Annotated in this window: 12 protein-coding genes; 4 read left to right on the top strand and 8 right to left on the bottom strand. The window is 74.9% G+C overall.

The window, feature by feature from the left end:
* Nucleotides 1-17: 17 nt before the first annotated feature.
* Together ACIQ9G_RS17395 and ACIQ9G_RS17390 are read right to left on the bottom strand one after the other, a co-directional pair.
* Nucleotides 18-1,433, bottom strand: coding sequence for an FAD-dependent oxidoreductase (locus ACIQ9G_RS17395; RefSeq protein ID WP_403609843.1), 1,416 nt, complete (start codon nucleotides 1,431-1,433; stop codon nucleotides 18-20).
* A 27-nt stretch (nucleotides 1,434-1,460) separates the two neighbouring features.
* Nucleotides 1,461-2,444, bottom strand: coding sequence for a DUF4349 domain-containing protein (locus tag ACIQ9G_RS17390; RefSeq protein ID WP_403609840.1), 984 nt, complete (start codon nucleotides 2,442-2,444; stop codon nucleotides 1,461-1,463).
* Between the two features lie 162 nt (nucleotides 2,445-2,606).
* Between ACIQ9G_RS17390 and hemG the strand changes: the two genes are divergently transcribed.
* Together hemG and hemQ are read left to right on the top strand one after the other, a co-directional pair.
* Nucleotides 2,607-4,061 carry a protoporphyrinogen oxidase gene (gene hemG, locus ACIQ9G_RS17385; protein ID WP_403609838.1) on the top strand — a complete coding sequence of 485 codons (1,455 nt, stop codon included), beginning with the start codon at nucleotides 2,607-2,609 and terminating at the stop codon, nucleotides 4,059-4,061.
* 4 nt (nucleotides 4,062-4,065) lie between these two features.
* The gene (gene hemQ, locus ACIQ9G_RS17380; RefSeq protein ID WP_403609836.1) at nucleotides 4,066-4,797 is read left to right on the top strand and encodes a hydrogen peroxide-dependent heme synthase; all 732 of its coding nucleotides are present in this window, start codon (nucleotides 4,066-4,068) and stop codon (nucleotides 4,795-4,797) included.
* 31 nt (nucleotides 4,798-4,828) lie between these two features.
* On the opposite strand, the gene ACIQ9G_RS17375 is transcribed toward hemQ, so the two are convergent.
* The 6 genes from ACIQ9G_RS17375 to ACIQ9G_RS17350 form a co-directional block, all read right to left on the bottom strand.
* The gene (locus ACIQ9G_RS17375; RefSeq protein ID WP_403609833.1) at nucleotides 4,829-6,520 is read right to left on the bottom strand and encodes an alpha/beta hydrolase; all 1,692 of its coding nucleotides are present in this window, start codon (nucleotides 6,518-6,520) and stop codon (nucleotides 4,829-4,831) included.
* A gap of 181 nt (nucleotides 6,521-6,701) precedes the next feature.
* Complete coding sequence (locus ACIQ9G_RS17370) at nucleotides 6,702-7,469, bottom strand: TIGR04222 domain-containing membrane protein (protein WP_403609831.1); 768 nt, start codon at nucleotides 7,467-7,469, stop codon at nucleotides 6,702-6,704.
* Between the two features lie 132 nt (nucleotides 7,470-7,601).
* Nucleotides 7,602-8,384, bottom strand: coding sequence for a DUF4142 domain-containing protein (locus ACIQ9G_RS17365; protein ID WP_403609829.1), 783 nt, complete (start codon nucleotides 8,382-8,384; stop codon nucleotides 7,602-7,604).
* Between the two features lie 323 nt (nucleotides 8,385-8,707).
* Nucleotides 8,708-10,258, bottom strand: coding sequence for a DUF692 family multinuclear iron-containing protein (locus ACIQ9G_RS17360; RefSeq protein ID WP_403609827.1), 1,551 nt, complete (start codon nucleotides 10,256-10,258; stop codon nucleotides 8,708-8,710).
* A 242-nt stretch (nucleotides 10,259-10,500) separates the two neighbouring features.
* Complete coding sequence (locus ACIQ9G_RS17355) at nucleotides 10,501-11,214, bottom strand: aminoacyl-tRNA hydrolase (RefSeq protein WP_403609825.1); 714 nt, start codon at nucleotides 11,212-11,214, stop codon at nucleotides 10,501-10,503.
* Nucleotides 11,215-11,286: 72 nt separating this feature from the next.
* A complete protein-coding gene (locus tag ACIQ9G_RS17350; protein WP_403610078.1) occupies nucleotides 11,287-12,168 on the bottom strand; it encodes a polysaccharide deacetylase family protein in 882 nt (293 codons plus the stop codon).
* A gap of 307 nt (nucleotides 12,169-12,475) precedes the next feature.
* Between ACIQ9G_RS17350 and ACIQ9G_RS17345 the strand changes: the two genes are divergently transcribed.
* Nucleotides 12,476-12,862 (top strand): hypothetical protein, encoded by a 387-nt coding sequence (locus ACIQ9G_RS17345; protein ID WP_403609822.1) that lies wholly within the window; start codon nucleotides 12,476-12,478, stop codon nucleotides 12,860-12,862.
* A 2-nt stretch (nucleotides 12,863-12,864) separates the two neighbouring features.
* Entirely contained in the window at nucleotides 12,865-15,042 is a 2,178-nt protein-coding gene (locus tag ACIQ9G_RS17340) for a caspase family protein (RefSeq protein ID WP_403609820.1), read from the top strand.
* Nucleotides 15,043-15,147: the final 105 nt, after the last annotated feature.

The following is a 15,147-nucleotide window of genomic DNA, read 5'->3' as shown; positions in this document are numbered from 1 at the left end:
GATCCGAAAGGGAGTCCCTAGCGGCCCCGCACCTTCGCGGCCGCCTTCCTCGCCGCCACCAGGACCGGGTCCCACACCGGTGAGAACGGCGGGGCGTACCCCAGGTCCAGCGCCGTCATCTGTTCCACCGTCAGGCCGGCCGTGAGGGCGACCGCGGCGATGTCGACCCGTTTCGCCGCGCCCTCGCGGCCGACGATCTGGACACCGAGCAGGCGGCCGGTGCGGTGCTCGGCGAGCATCTTGACCGTCATGGGGGAGGCGCCGGGGTAGTAGCCCGCGCGGCTCGTCGACTCGATGGTGACGGTCTCGAACCGCAGCCCCACCCGGCGCGCGTCCTTCTCGCGCAGCCCGGTGCGCGCGATCTCCAGGTCGCACACCTTGCTGACCGCGGTGCCGACCACGCCCGGGAAGGTGGCGTAACCGCCGCCGATGTTGGTGCCGATGACCTGGCCGTGCTTGTTGGCGTGCGTGCCCAGCGGGACGTGCCGCGTCTGCCCGGAGACCAGGTCCAGGACCTCGACGCAGTCGCCGCCGGCCCAGATGTTCTCGTGCCCGCGCACCCGCATCGCCCGGTCGGTGAGCAGACCGCCGTGCGCGCCCAGCGGCAGCCCCGCCGCCCGCGCGAGGGCCGTCTCGGGGCGGACGCCGATGCCGAGCACGACGACGTCCGCCGGGTACTCGGCCTCGGCGGTGGCCACCGCCCGGACCCGGCCGTCGTCCCCGGTGAGCATCTCGGTCACCTCGGTGTCGTCGACCATGGTGATGCCGAGCCCCTCCATGGCCTCGCGCACCAGCCGGCCCATGTCCGCGTCGAGCGTCGACATGGGTTCCCGGCCGCGGTTGACGACCGTCACCTCGTAGCCGCGTTTGATGAGGGCCTCGGCCATCTCCACGCCGATGTAGCCCGCGCCGACCACCACCGCCCGCCCGGGACGGGCCGCCCCCGCGTGGTCCCGCACGCGGGTCAGGGTGCCGAGCAGCGCCTCGCCGTCGTCCAGCGTCTGCACACCGTGCACGCCGGGCGCGTCGGCGCCGGGCAGGTCGGGCCGGACGGGACGGGCACCGGTGGCGATCACGAGATCGTCGTACGACGTCCAGGACTCGGCCCCGGAATCGAGGTCCCGCGCGCGGACTCGGCCCCGGGCGACGTCGATCTCCGTGACCTCGGTGCGCAGACGCACGTCGATGCCCCGCGCGCGGTGCTCCTCGGGCGTGCGGGCGATCAGCCGGTCCCGTTCGCCGACGTCGCCGCCCACCCAGTAGGGGATGCCGCACGCCGAGAACGAGGTGAAGCGGCCGCGTTCGAACGCCACGATCTCCAGCTCGTCGGGCCCGCGCGTCCGCCGCGCCTGCGACGCCGCGGACATCCCCGCGGCGTCGGCCCCGACGACGACCAGACGCTCTCCCGTTCCCCGCGCACCGCTCATGCTCATGCGAACACGCTACGGCCACACGGCACTTCAGGGGCGCCGGCCCTGCTCCCCGCCCGGTCGTGGCGCCGGCGGGGCCGCCGGCAGCGGTCCGGCCGCGGACGGCGCGGGGGCCGGCGCGGCCGCCGGGCGGCGGGCCCGCCGGGGCCTTACGAACCGCGCCCACACCACGGCGAACAGCGCCGCCGTCGCGGCGAACGGGAGCACCGCGCCGAGCGCCAGGGCGATCCAGCGGACCACGGTGACGAAGACGTGCCAGCCGCCGGTCACCGCGTCCACGAAGCCAGGCCCGTCGTCCCCGGCGGCCCGGGTCACCGGAGTCTCCGACAGCGACAGGGTGATGGTGGCCAGGCTCGTGCGGTCCTTCAGAGCGGCCTGCTGGGCCAGCAGCGCCTCCAGATCGGACTCCCGGCGGCTCAACTCGCCCTCCAGCGTGACCACGTCACCGATCTTGTCGGCCCGGTCCATCAGGGCCCGCACCCGGGCCACGCTGGCGCGCTGCGACCTGATGCGGCTCTCGACGTCGACGACCCGGTCGGTGACGTCCTTCGCCTTCGCCGTGCGCTCCAGCAGCTTGCCGGTGCCCGCCAGGTCGGTGAGGACCTCGTCGTACCGGTCGGTGGGCACGCGCAGCACGACCCGGGTGCGCTCGTGACCGCCGTCGTCCCTGCTGGTGCTCTCGTCGCCGACGTAGCCACCCGCGTCCTCGGCGGTCGCGCGGGCCGCGTCGAGCGCCTTCGGAACGTCCCGGACCTGCACGGTGAGGGAGGCGGTGCGGATGATGTGGCTCGCTGTGATCCGGGGCGCCGCGGTGCCCTGCGGGCCCGCCTTCGCGTCGGAGGCCGCGCCCTCGTCCGCCGCGCTCCCGTCCGCCGCCCCCCGTCGGGCCTCGCCCGCGGCGGCGGACTTGTCGCCGGAGCCGCCGCCCGCGGCGCACCCGGTGAGCGCGAGCGCGGTCGCGAGCAGCAGCCCGGACAGGGCGTGAACGGGTCGGACGGAACGTCGTACGCGCATGTGGACCTACCCCCGGGGGATCTCTTGACGACTGACGCTCCTTCGACGCCCGGCCGGCGCGGAACGTTGGCCAAAAACGATCCCGATGCGGTCACGGTCGGGACTCGTGCCGGACACCGGGGCACGGCGGGGAGTGCCGGTGGGGTCTGAGAGAGTGGGGCCATGAGCGCAACGGGTGCGGAATCGGGGCATGTCGTCGTCATCGGAGCCGGGATCGCGGGGCTGGCGGCCGCGCACCGGCTGCTGGAGCGCGGGGCGCGGGTGACCGTGCTGGAGGCGGCGGGCCGGGTCGGCGGCAAGCTGCTGCCCGGCGAGATCGCGGGCGTGCGGGTGGACCTGGGCGCCGAGTCGATGCTGGCCCGCCGCCCCGAGGCGGTCGGCCTCGCCCGCGAGGTGGGCCTCGGCGACCGGCTGCGGCCGCCGGCCACCGCGACCGCCTCGATCTGGACCCGCGGCGCGCTGCGCCCCATGCCCAGGGGACACGTCATGGGCGTCCCGGGCACCTCCGCCGCCCTCGCCGGCCTGCTGTCCGACGAGGGACTGGCCCGCATCGAGCGCGACGCGGAGCTGCCCCGCACCGAGATCGGCGACGACGTGGCCGTCGGGGAGTACGTGGCGGCGCGCCTGGGCCGCGAGGTCGTCGACCGGCTGGTCGAGCCGTTGCTCGGCGGGGTCTACGCGGGCGACGCCTACCGCATCTCGATGCGTTCGGCCGTCCCCCAGCTCTTCGAGGCGGCCCGCGCGCACACCTCACTGACGGAGGCGGTGCGCGAGATCCAGGCGAAGGCCGCCGCCGCGGGGCAGACCGGCCCGGTGTTCCTGGGCATCGAGGGCGGTGTGGGCCGGCTCCCGCTCGCCGTGGCGGAGTCGGTACGGGCCCGCGGCGGCGAGATCCTCACCGGCACCCCGGTGACGGAGCTGCGCAGAGAGGGGCCGACGGCCTGGCGGGTGGTCGCCGGGGACCGGGCGCTGCACGCCGACGCCGTCGTGGTCGCCGTGCCCGCGCCCGTGGCCGCCGGGCTGCTGGCCGCCGAGTCCCCCGAGGCCGCCGCGGAGCTGCGGGCCGTGGAGTACGCGTCCATGGCGCTGGTCACCCTGGCCTACCGCCGCGGCGACACCGCCCTGCCGGAGGGCAGCGGCTTCCTGGTGCCGCCCGTCGACGGGCGCACCATCAAGGCCTCCACCTTCGCCTCCGCCAAGTGGGGCTGGATCGCCGACGAGGACCCGGACACGGTGGTGCTGCGCACCTCGGTCGGGCGGTACGGCGAGACGGAGATCCTCCAGCGGGAGGACGCCGACCTCGTCGAGGTCTCCCGGCACGACCTGCGCGAGGCCACCGGCCTGGACGCCACCCCGCTGGAGACCCGGGTCACCCGCTGGGACGACGGCCTGCCGCAGTACCCGGTCGGCCACCACGCGCGCGTGGCCCGCATCCGCGGGCACGTCGCCAAGCTCCCCGGCCTGGCGGTGTGCGGCGCGCAGTACGACGGCGTCGGCATCCCCGCCTGCGTGGCGAGCGCGTACGCGGCGGTGGACCAGCTCGGCGGCGACCTGAGCGCTGTGCAGGAACTCACCGCCCACCCGGTGCAGAGCCTGCACGGCGGAGCGGGAGAATAGCCCCATGAGTGACGACGCCTCCACCACCGAGTCCGGCAGGATCCCGAACAAGGGCAAGCTGGCCAAGGACCTCAACGAGGTCATCCGCTACACCCTGTGGTCGGTCTTCAAGCTGAAGGACGCGCTCCCCGCCGACCGCGCCGGTTACGCCGACGAGGTCCAGGAGCTGTTCGACCAGCTCGCCGCCAAGGACGTGACGGTCCGCGGCACCTACGACGTCTCGGGCCTGCGGGCCGACGCGGACGTCATGATCTGGTGGCACGCCGAGACCAGCGACCAGCTCCAGGAGGCGTACAACCTCTTCCGCCGCACGAAGCTGGGCCGCGCCCTGGAGCCGGTCTGGTCGAACATGGCGCTGCACCGCCCCGCCGAGTTCAACCGCTCGCACATCCCGGCGTTCCTCGCCGACGAGACGCCGCGCAACTACATCAGCGTCTACCCCTTCGTGCGCTCCTACGACTGGTACCTGCTGCCCGACGAGGACCGCCGCCGGATGCTCGCCGACCACGGCAAGATGGCCCGCGGCTACCCGGACGTGCGCGCCAACACGGTCGCCTCCTTCTCCCTCGGCGACTACGAGTGGATGCTCGCCTTCGAGGCCGACGAGCTGTACCGGATCGTCGACCTCATGCGTCACCTGCGCGGCTCGGAGGCCCGTATGCACGTGCGCGAGGAGGTCCCGTTCTTCACCGGGCGCCGCAAGGACGTCCCGGAGCTGGTCGCGGGTCTCGCCTGACCCCTGCCGGCCGGCCCCGGGGCGGGACCGGTCACCCGTGGGCGGGAAGCCGGCCGGACCTCCCCCTGGGGGTGTCGCGCGGGCTCTTCCGCTTGGCGGCGGCCTGCGGCTTCGCCGCCCGGGGCTCCGGGTGCGGCGCGCAGGCCGCGCGCCGCACCGGAAGGCGCCCCTCCAGCAGGTAGGCCTCCAGGTGCGCGTTCACGCAGGCGTTCGGCCCGCCCGCGATGCCGTGGGTGCCCGCGTCCCGCTCGGTCACCAGCACCGAGCCCGCCAGCCGCCGATGGAGTTCGAGGGCGCCGTCGTACGGCGTCGCCGCGTCCCGCTCGGCGGCCAGGATCAGCGTCGGCGGCAGCTCACCGGGCCCGGTCCGCACGTCCAGCGGCCGCTGCCGGGGCGCCGGCCAGTAGGCGCACGGCAGGTTCGTCCACACGTTGTCCCAGGTCTCGAACGGCGCCACGCGCGCGAGCCGCGTGTTGTCCCGGTCCCAGACCCGGAAGTCCGTCGGCCAGGACGCGTCGTTGCACTCCACGGCCGTGTAGACCGCCGCCCCGTTCTCCGCCTCGACGGCCCCTTCCTTCAGCGGCGCGGCCAGGGCGACCAGCGGCTTCGGATCGCCCTTGAGATACGCCGACAGCGCCCCGGCGCTCCGCGGCCAGTAGTCGTCGTAGTACCCCGCGCTCAGGAACGCCCCCTGCAACTGCCCCGGCCCCACCGCGCCGCCCGCCGGTTTCGCGGCCAGCCGCGACCGCGCCCGTTCGTAGCTGCGCCGCACCGCCTCGGCCGTGCGGCCGAGCCCGTACACGGCGTCGTGCCGGGCCACCCACTCCCGGAAGTCCGCCCAGCGGCCCTCGAACGCGGCCGACTGGTCGAGGTTGTCGCGGTACCAGATCCGCGCGGGATCGGGGTTCACCGCCGAGTCGAACACCATCCGGCGCACGTGCGAGGGGAACAGCGTCGCGTAGAGGGCGCCGAAGTAGGTGCCGTAGGAGGCACCCATGAACGTCACCCGGTCCTCGCCGAGCGCCGCCCGCAGGACGTCCAGGTCACGGGCGTTGTTCAGGGAGGTGTAGTACCGCAGTGCGGAGCCCGCGCGCCGGCCGCAGCCCCGCGCGTAGGCCCTCGCCTCGGCGACGCGCTGCTTCTTGTACGCCTCCGAGGGGTGCGCCGGCGCGGCCGAGGGACCCTTGAAGTGGCTCTTGGGGTCCTCGCAGGACAGCGGCGCCGACTGGCCCACCCCGCGCGGGTCGTACCCGACGAGGTCGTACGCGGAGGCGATCCGCTTCCACTCCGGCAGCAGCCCGACCAGCGGGAAGAGCAGGCCGGAACCGCCCGGCCCGCCCGGGTTGTAGACCAGGGCGCCCTGGCGGGGCACCTTGCGCTTGCTGTTGCGCGGGTCTTTGTGGGTGGCCCGCACCCGGCTGACGGTGAGCCGGATCTGCCGGCCGCCGGGGTGCGCGTAGTCGAGGGGCACCGAGACCGTGCCGCACTCCATGGTGCGGGGCGCGTCCGGCATGTCGGCGCACGTGCCGAAGTCGACGCCCGCCGCCCGGGCGCGCGCCGCGGCCGCCGCCGTGCCGCCCAGCTCGGCCGCCGCCGTGCCGTGCAGGGCCGCCGCCCCGGCCCGCGGTGCCGCCGTAGCGCCGCCGGTGCCGACGGCCGGGAAGGCGGCGAGGGCGGTCAGGACCAAGGATCCGGCGGCCGTACAGACGGCGGCAGCTCTCATCACGTATCCCTTCGGCGCACGACGGCAACAGAAGGGATATTTCGTACGCCCATGGAGGAAGGCAAGCACCGGCCGCCCGGTGTCGGGCCAATGCCCCCGATGCGCCCCGTGCGGGCGCCGCACTCCGCGGCGTCCGCGGCGTCCGCGGCGGCCCGGCGGACGCCGCGGCCCGTCAGACGTGTCAGGGCTGGTCGCGGTGGGTGAGGGCCGCCCGCAGCTCCGGCTCGCCGATCGCGCGGATGCCGCGTACGGCGATCGAGGCCAGATACGAGCGGTCGTCACCCACGCCGGTCACCCGCCGGGGCAGCGCGCCCAGCAGCCGCTGCCCGGCCGGGGAGGCCCACGGCGAGTACGGGTGGACCTCCACCCGGGCGATGGCGAGACAGCTCAGGGTGAGCGCGAGGGGCAGCGCGAACCAGAGGGCGACCAGGTCGCGCGGCATCCCGGTCGGGCCGGGCATCAGCAGCGCGGTCACGCCCAGCGCGAGTACCACCAGCGCGGCGGCCCGCACCTGGCGGACCCCGGCCGCGACCGTCGTCCGCGCCCCGTCCGGCACGGCCAGGCCCGCGCGGACCAGCCGGTCGGCGAGGCCGCGGACCGCGTCGGTGGCGGCCGTGGCCGCCCGCACCGGCGCGATCCGGGACTGCCCCTCCGGTCCGATCGCGCCGATGACCGACCGCTCCATCTCGTCCCGGCCGCGCGGGTCGACGACCGTCGCCCAGCCGGTGTGCGCGAGCAGCAGCCGGCGCTGGCGCGCCATGGAGACCAGGGTCACGTCGGCGACCCGGGCGGGCCCGCCCGACAGGAACGCCGCCTCGTAGAGCGTCAGATCGTGCCCCCGGGCCGCGTCCGCGTCGACGGCCGCCGCGCGCACGGCGGCCAGGCACAGCCGCGTGCACGCCGCACCGGCGACGGCCCAGGCCAGCAGCAGGAGGAGGACCCAGAACATGACGCGTTTCTATGCCAGGGGCCTGGGAAACGCCATGCTCTGTTCATCATACGGACGCAGTGTGGCTGAGATGTGACGTTCCGTTGGTTCTCCGAGGCCGAGGCCGAGGCCGGGTATGGGGCCGGGGCCCGGTCACGGGGTCCGCGGGGGCGGGCTGGAGGCTGCCGGCGGGAGCGAGTAGGTCGGGGACGCCGGCGGGGTCAGCGGAACGACCTCACCCGCGCCGACGGTCGGGGCGGGCGTTCCGGAGGAGACGCCGGGAGAGGGGCCGGTGCTCGCGGCCAGGTCCGCGGCCAGCGCGGCGAAGTCGACGAACCCGGTGGCCTCCAGCGCCCGGATGTGGTCCAGCACCGTCGTGTTCGCGTCGTCGGCGAGGGCGCGCACGAGCGTGTTCTGCGTGCTAGCCCGGACCTGGGCGACCAGTGAGAACACCCTGCCGTGCGCGAGGCGCGCGATGTTGGCGAACCGGCGGTCGAACTCCCCGCCGTGCGCCGCGCCGAGGGTGGCGAGCCACTGCTTCTGCTGCGCGGTGGGCTCGTTGGGCAGGCCGAGCCCGAGCCTGGCGGCGACGTCGCGCACCCGCCCGTCCAGGAACACGTGCCCCGCCACGAGGTGCCGCCCCGCCGCCCGTACGGCCCTGGTGGTGCCCTTCTGCTGGGCCTGCCGCCCCGCGGGCAGTTCCCACAGGCCCGCCAGCCGCACTTTGGTGACGAAGTCGCGGTCGAGGGCGGACAGCGGCCCGTACGGTGTCGCCACCGTCCCGGCGCTGAGCACGTCGGCGGACGCGGCGGCCGGGCGGTGGGCGTAGGACCAGAGCGGGAAGAGCAGCGCCACGAGGGTGGCGGCGAGCGCCGAGACGATGATCCCGGTACCGCTGAACACGCCTCTGCCCCTGACGGGGGGTCGCGGTCGCATGGTGCCTCCTGTTACGGCACCGCACGTCAGTGCGCTTCGGGACGGGGGAGTTGGCATATTACTGCGGGGCGTGGGGTGGTCATCGCGGGGGATGATGCGGTGCAATTCGGGCTTTGGGGTGCGTTATGTGCCGGGAGGTGCGGCGGACATGTCGTGGTAAAGGGGAAGAGGAACGGGTGAGTCGGACGTTGGCGGCGCAGGGGCTGTTAAGTCCGGCACACCGCGGCCGGTCGGCCGTCTCTCGGCGGTTGCCCGGCCCTCGGCCGTCCGTCGTCCGCCGGTCGCCGGCCATCGGCGAGGGGCGCGAGCGGGCGTGGGAGCGGTCAACGCCGGGACAGGATCCGGCGGGCGGCGCGGGAGATCCGCACCGCCGGGCGCCCCGACCTCGGAACCGGGCCCGACCGCTCCCGCCACCACTCCCGCAGCTCTCGCCGGGTCTCCGCCTCCTGCGGCCGCCCGGCGTCGAGCAGGAAAGCGGCGAACTCCATCGCGTCCCGCCGGTAGCCTCCGGCCATCGGGTGCCCGTGCGCGTAGTCGAGGAAGGCGGAGCGGTACCCCTCCCCGAGGATCGCGGGCAGCTCCGGCGCCACCTTCGCCACCACGCTCGCCCGCTTCGACGCGAGCGCCCGCGCCTGCACGCCCAGCCGCACCCGGTCGAACCCCTCCGGCACGGGCGTCCCGGCGACGAGCGCCGACAGCAGCGCGGTCTGCGCGAGAGCGACCCGCTGCCGCGCACTTCCGAGGCCGACCTCCCGCAGGGCGTCGTGCGGACCGGGGCGCGGATCGGCGCCGGGGAGCGCCGGACGCGCGCCGGCGGCGGCAGAGCCGGCAGGGGGCGGAACGGCGGCGGTGCTCGCCCTGTGCGCCGGGTCCGGTACGGCGGTGGGGTCCGCCGGGCGGGATCCGGTGGCGGCGGGGGCCGCCCGGCCCGGTGTGGTGGGGTCCGCCGGGTCCGGCGCGGTGGCGGTGCTCGCCGGACGCGGGTCGCCGGCGGCCGGTCCCGTCGGCCGGGGTGCCGTGGGGGCGCCCGGCCGGATCGCGGCCGTGGTGCGGCCCGCGTGCACCGCCTGCCGGATCGCTTCCAACTCCCGCTCCAGCTCGACCGGTTCGGGGAAGTTCTCGTCGCGTTCCAGCAGGACCCCGGGCGGCGACACCCGCGAGGCGAGGTCGGCCAGGATGCCGAGGACGGGCCGCGGGACCGGGTGGGCGTGGCTGTCGTGCCACACGCCGTCCCGCTCGAAGCCGCCCGCGACATGCACGTAGGCGATGGCCTCCACGGGCAGTTCGGCGAGCGCCTTGGCCGGGTCCTCGCCGCGGTTGACGTGGTTGGTGTGCAGATTGGCCACGTCGATCAGCAGCCGGACGCCCGTACGGTCCGCCAGCTCGTAGAGGAACTGACCCTCCGTCATCTCCTCGGCGGGCCACGCCAGCAGGGCGGCGATGTTCTCCACCGCGAGCGGCACCGGCAGCGCCTCCTGCGCGATGCGCACGTTCTCGCAGAGCACGTCGAGGGCGTCCCGGGTGCGCGGCACCGGGAGCAGGTGCCCCGCCTCAAGACGCGGGGAGGCGGTCAGCGGGCCGCCCCCTCGTACGAACGCGATGTGCTCCGTGACCAGCGGCGACCCCAGCGCCTGCGCTCGCTCGGCGAGGGCGGTCAGCCGGCCCTCGTCGGGCCGTTCGGCGCCGCCGAGGCCGAGCCCCACGCCGTGCGGCACCACGGTCACCCCGTGGGCCCGCAGCCGCAGCAGCGACTCGGGGAGGTGCCCCGGGCACACGTTCTCGGCCACGACCTCGACCCAGTCGACGCCCGGCATGTGCTCCACGGCGTCCGCGATCTCCGGCCGCCAGCCGATGCCCGTCCCCAGTCGCTCCATCGTCCCCTCCTCCGGGCCCCCGCCCGCCTCCCCGCGCCCGGCACCCCGTGCCGTCCCCTTCGGCCCCTCGGCCCCTGCTGCGGGGCCGGTACCGGCGTGACGGGGGTATGGCCCCGCGGCGCGCCCCCGAACCGCGCGGCCCCGTCTTCAGAGCAACATTTGAGGTTCGGGCGGCGACGCGACGGTGGGCGACGGGACAGTGGGGGACAGGGCGGTGGGCGACGGAACGAGGGAGGACGGGGCTAACGCAGCGCCGGATGGTCGGCGACCACCGTGCAGGACCCGGGAGCGATCTCGGTGAAGCCCGCGTCGCGCACCACCGGCAGCCCGCTCCCGGTCAGGCGGCGCCAGTGGTCCGGCCCGGCGGTGCGCACGGCGAGCGGGAACCCGGCGTCCCGCCAGGCCTCGCGCTCCCCGTCCGTCAGCTCCCACCAGGCGAGCTGGGCACCGTGCCCGGCCTGGGCCATACCCTTGCCCGCGGACATCTCCAGGTCCGGGCTCAGCCACAGCACGGGCGTGCCCGGGTCGGCCGGGGCGGGCGGTTCGGGATCGTCGAGATCGGTTCCGGAGACCTGGAGCTTGGCCAGTTCCTTGGGCCAGCCGTCCAGGGGGACCGGCGGGAAGACCCGTACCTCCGCCGACTTGCCGGTGACCGTGATCCCGGGCAGTTCCTCGGCCCGCCGCCACTCGGCACCGCGCGCCCGCCGGACCACCTTCCGGATCCGGGCGTCCTGCCAGTCCCGTACGGCCCGCGCCCACTCCCCGTCGCCGAGCGACCGCTCGTCGGCGAGCATCACCAGGACCGCCCGGGCCGCGGTCTCCAGCGCGTCCGTACGGGCCGGGGGAGCGGCCCGCTCGATCCGCACCACCAGCGGCAGCACGAACTGCGGCGCCTGGTCGCGGACACCGGGCTCGGACCGGAACGGGCTCTCCTGAACGGGGATGTCGTTGTTCACGCCCACCAGTGTGCCAACCCCGCGCCGCGCTCACGGCGGGCAGGTGGGGCGCCTTCGGCGCGGGACCGGTGGTCAGCGGCCGGTGGACTCGCCGATCAGCTCGGACACCTTCACGAAGCGGTACCCCTTCCTGCGGAGCTCCGGCACCACTGCGCGCACCACGCGCTCGGTGGTCGGGGCCGCGCTGCGCGTGCAGTGCATGACGACGACCGATCCCGGCCGCACCCCGTCGAGCACCTGCCGTTCCACCGCGTCCGCGTCCGTCGCGAAGGCGTCGCCGCTGATCACGTCCCACTGCACCGCGGTCACCCCGAGCCCGCTGAGCGCCCGCAGCGCCCGCTGGTCGTAGCAGCCGCCGGGGAAACGGAAGTACGGCATCGGGTGAGGCACGCCCGCCTTGCGGAACTCCTCGTACGCGCGCTCCACGTCCGGCCGCATCCGGTCGGCGGAGACCCTCGGCAGGCCGTAGCAGTCGCCGGTGAACGCGTAGTGGCTGTAGGAGTGGTTGGCGAGTTCGAAGAGCGGGTCCCGGCCGATGGAGCGGGCCTCCTCCGGGTACTCCTCGGCCCACCGGCCGGTCATGAACACGGTGGCCGGCACCTTCAGCGAGCGCAGGGTGGCGATGAGCGCCGGGTTGTCGAAGTGCTCGCCCGCCGCCGCGCGCGGCCCCTGGTCGGCGGTCATGTCGGCGTCGAAGGTGAACGCGACCGTCTTGCCCCTGGTCCGCGGGCCGTGGCTGAAGACCGGGGTGAGGCCGCCGGGGCCGGGGGCCAGGGAGGGCGGCCGGGAGGGCTCCACGGCGGAGGGGGAGGCGGGGGACTTCGAGGGGCCGGGCCGGTCGGCGCGGGGGGCGTGGGTGGTCCCGCAGGCGGCGAGGGCGGTGCCCAGGAGGCAGACCGCGGTCGCCCGTCGTACAAGTCGTACGTGTAGTACAAGGCTTACAGGTCTTACCAGTCTGACGAATGGGGTCACCGAACGTACGTTAGGACCACCTCCGGTCATATGAACGGCGGCGCGACTGTGCGGTCACCCGCCCGGCCGCCACCCACCGGATCCGGAGCGCACCCCCGATTTACGGTGGAATTCCGAGAAGCTTTTCGCCTCAACTTCTTTCGGACGGTAACAATTCAACGCGCTATTAAATGGCGCATTTGATTTGCCATCGCACGGTCCGCGGGCGAGACTTGGAGAAACAAGACGTAGAGCCATCCGTGGTCCGACTCTGCGCCGCCCCGACGAGCAGAACAAAGGGGCCGAGCCGGTGGAAAAGCAGCTGCAGATCCTCCTTTCCGAGGAGGGCGCCGAAGCCGAACGCGTGGAGACGCTGACCGGATATCTCCGTGCGGAACTGCTCCAGACCGACGTGGACGACGTGACGCCCCTTCCCGGTGGCGAGGCACCGCCCGGCGCCCGCGCGGTGGACGTCACCCAGATCGGCGCCCTGCTGGTGAGCCTCGGCGGCTCCGTCACCGCGCTCAACCAGGTCGTGGCCGTGGTGCGCGACTGGTGGGGCCGGTGCCGCGACAGCCGCCCCTCGCTGCGCCTGACCATGGACGACGACGTGCTGGAGATCTCCGAGGCGACGCCGGAACAGGTGACGGAGGCGTTCGACCTGTTCGTCCGCCGCCACTCCACCGTGGGGACATAGCCATGGGCGCATCGCGGCGCGCGCTGATCATCGCCAACGACAGCTACCAGGACGCCGGGCTCAGGAGGCTGAGGGCGCCGGCCCAGGACGCCGTCGCGCTCGCCGACGTGCTGCACGATCCGCAGATCGGCGACTTCGCGGTGGACGTCGTGAAAAACGAGCCGGCCCATGTCATAGAGCGGCGCGTAGAGGCTTTCTTCTCCGACGGCCGGCCGGGCGACACGCTCCTGCTGCATTTCTCCTGCCACGGCCTCAAGAGCGAATCCGGCGAACTGTACTTCGCGGCCGGCGACACCGATCCGCGTCTCCTCGGCTCCACCGCGGTCGCCGCCCAGTTCGTCCGCCACTGCATGTTCCGCACCCGGGCCCACACGACCGTGCTGTTCCTCGACTGCTGCTACGGCGGCGCCTTTTCCCGGAGCGCGTCCGCGGTGCGCGCCGCGCACGACGTGAACGTCCTGGAGTCCTTCGCGGGCACCAAGCTCGGCGGCGGCCGGGGCTGGGCCGTCATCACCGCGTCCAACTCCATGGAGTACGCCTTCGAGGGCAGTGAACTCGCCGAAAACACCGGCCCCCGGCCCTCGGTGTTCACCCACGCCGTGGTGCAGGGCCTGGAGAGCGGCGAGGCCGACCGCGACGGCGACGGCTGGGTCTCCCTCAACGAGCTCTACGACTACGTCTACGACCACGTCCGGGAGCAGAACCCGAACCAGACCCCGAGCTGCACCTCCGAACTCCAGGGCGACATGCATGTGGCGCAGAGCCGGCGCCGCTGCCGCTGCACGATCGACCCCACCCCCATTCCGGCCGCCCTGCGCACCGCCATGCGCAGCAAGGTGATGTACACCCGCCTCGGCGCGGTGGCGGAGCTGAACCTCCGCATGGAGAACGACGACCTCTCCATCGCCGAAGGAGCGCGGCGGGCACTGGCGGACGTGGCGCAGAACGACATCCAGTCGGTCGCGGACGTGGCGAGCCGGGCCCTGCGCGAGGTCGCCGTCCGGCCGTCCCCGGCGCGCCTGGACTTCGGCCGGGTACCGCAGGACGCGCCCGCCCCGACGCTGTCCGTGCGCCTCCAGGGCCCGCCCCTGGCCTGCTGCTGCGAGCCGCAGGCCCCGGGCGACTGGCTGCGGATCGAGGAGTCCGCCGAGGGTCTGGAGGTCCGGGTCGACACCTCGACGCCGGGGCACCGGAGCGGCGACATCGTGCTCAAGGGTGTCGCCGGGGACGCCAGGCTGCACACGGAGGTCGAGATCGCACCGGCCCCCGAGCAGCCGGCACCGGAGCCCGCGGCCCCCGGGCACGCGGCCCCCGTGCCCGCGGCTCCCGGGCACGCGGTCCCCGAGGGCCCGGCCCCCGCACAGGACGGCGACGGCCAGGAGCCTTCGCCCGCGCGGGACGACGGCGGTGCCGGTGGCCCGTCCCGCCCCCGGCCGGTCACGGCGCGGATCACCTCGCCCCAGGCCCCTTCGCCCCAGGCCCCTTCGCGACCGACGCCGACCGTGGCGGCCCCGGTGTCCCCGCCCCGCGACGAGACGCCCGCCGCCGAATCCACTGGTCAACCGGGCCGGCCGTCCGGACCGCCCGACCAAGTGAGCCGGCCGCGCCGGCGACCGGCCGCGCCGGACTCCCGGGACACCGTCCTGGCCTCCCGCACCCCCGGACCCGCCGCGAAAAAACGCCCGCCGTCCAAGGAGTCCGCCCCGGACCGGCCGTCTCCCGCACCGCCCCCGCCTCCGCCGGCGACGGTACAGGCGGGCACCGACGGGACCCCGCCCCGGAGCCCGACGAGCCGCTCGGCCCGGCGCGCGCCCGCACTCGCCACCGCCGCCCTGGTGCTCGCCCTCTCGTCGGTGACGACCCTCGTCGTGGCAGCCGTCACGGCGGTGCCGGCGGTCGTGAACTGGACCCACGCCCATGGAAGCCACCTCGTCGACCACGTCCGCGGCACCCCGCTGCTGCCGTCGCTGACCACCGCGCTGCTCACGGCGCTGGCGGCGCTGATCTGCGGCGCCGTCGGGGCGTACGACGTCGCCGCCCGCCCCGACCGGTACTCCATGGCGTCGACCAGCGTGACCAAGAGCCTGGCGTGGACGGCCAAACTGCTGGCCATACCGGCCCTCGCCCTGGGGATCCTCCTGGGCATCGCCTACCTGGTCGTCCACGCTGTCTTCGACTGACCCGGCCGGCCTGCCGGGTCACCATCCGGCGCGCACTGGGCACCCGACGGGGTGCCGTGCCCGCCCGGAGCCGGCCAGGGCCCGCGACCCACGGCAAGATCCGAA

This window comes from Streptomyces sp. NPDC096152, assembly GCF_044763235.1.
GTDB lineage: Bacteria > Actinomycetota > Actinomycetes > Streptomycetales > Streptomycetaceae > Streptomyces.
Note: the sequence above shows the minus strand (reverse complement) of the source record. Positions and strands in the feature narration are given on the sequence as shown.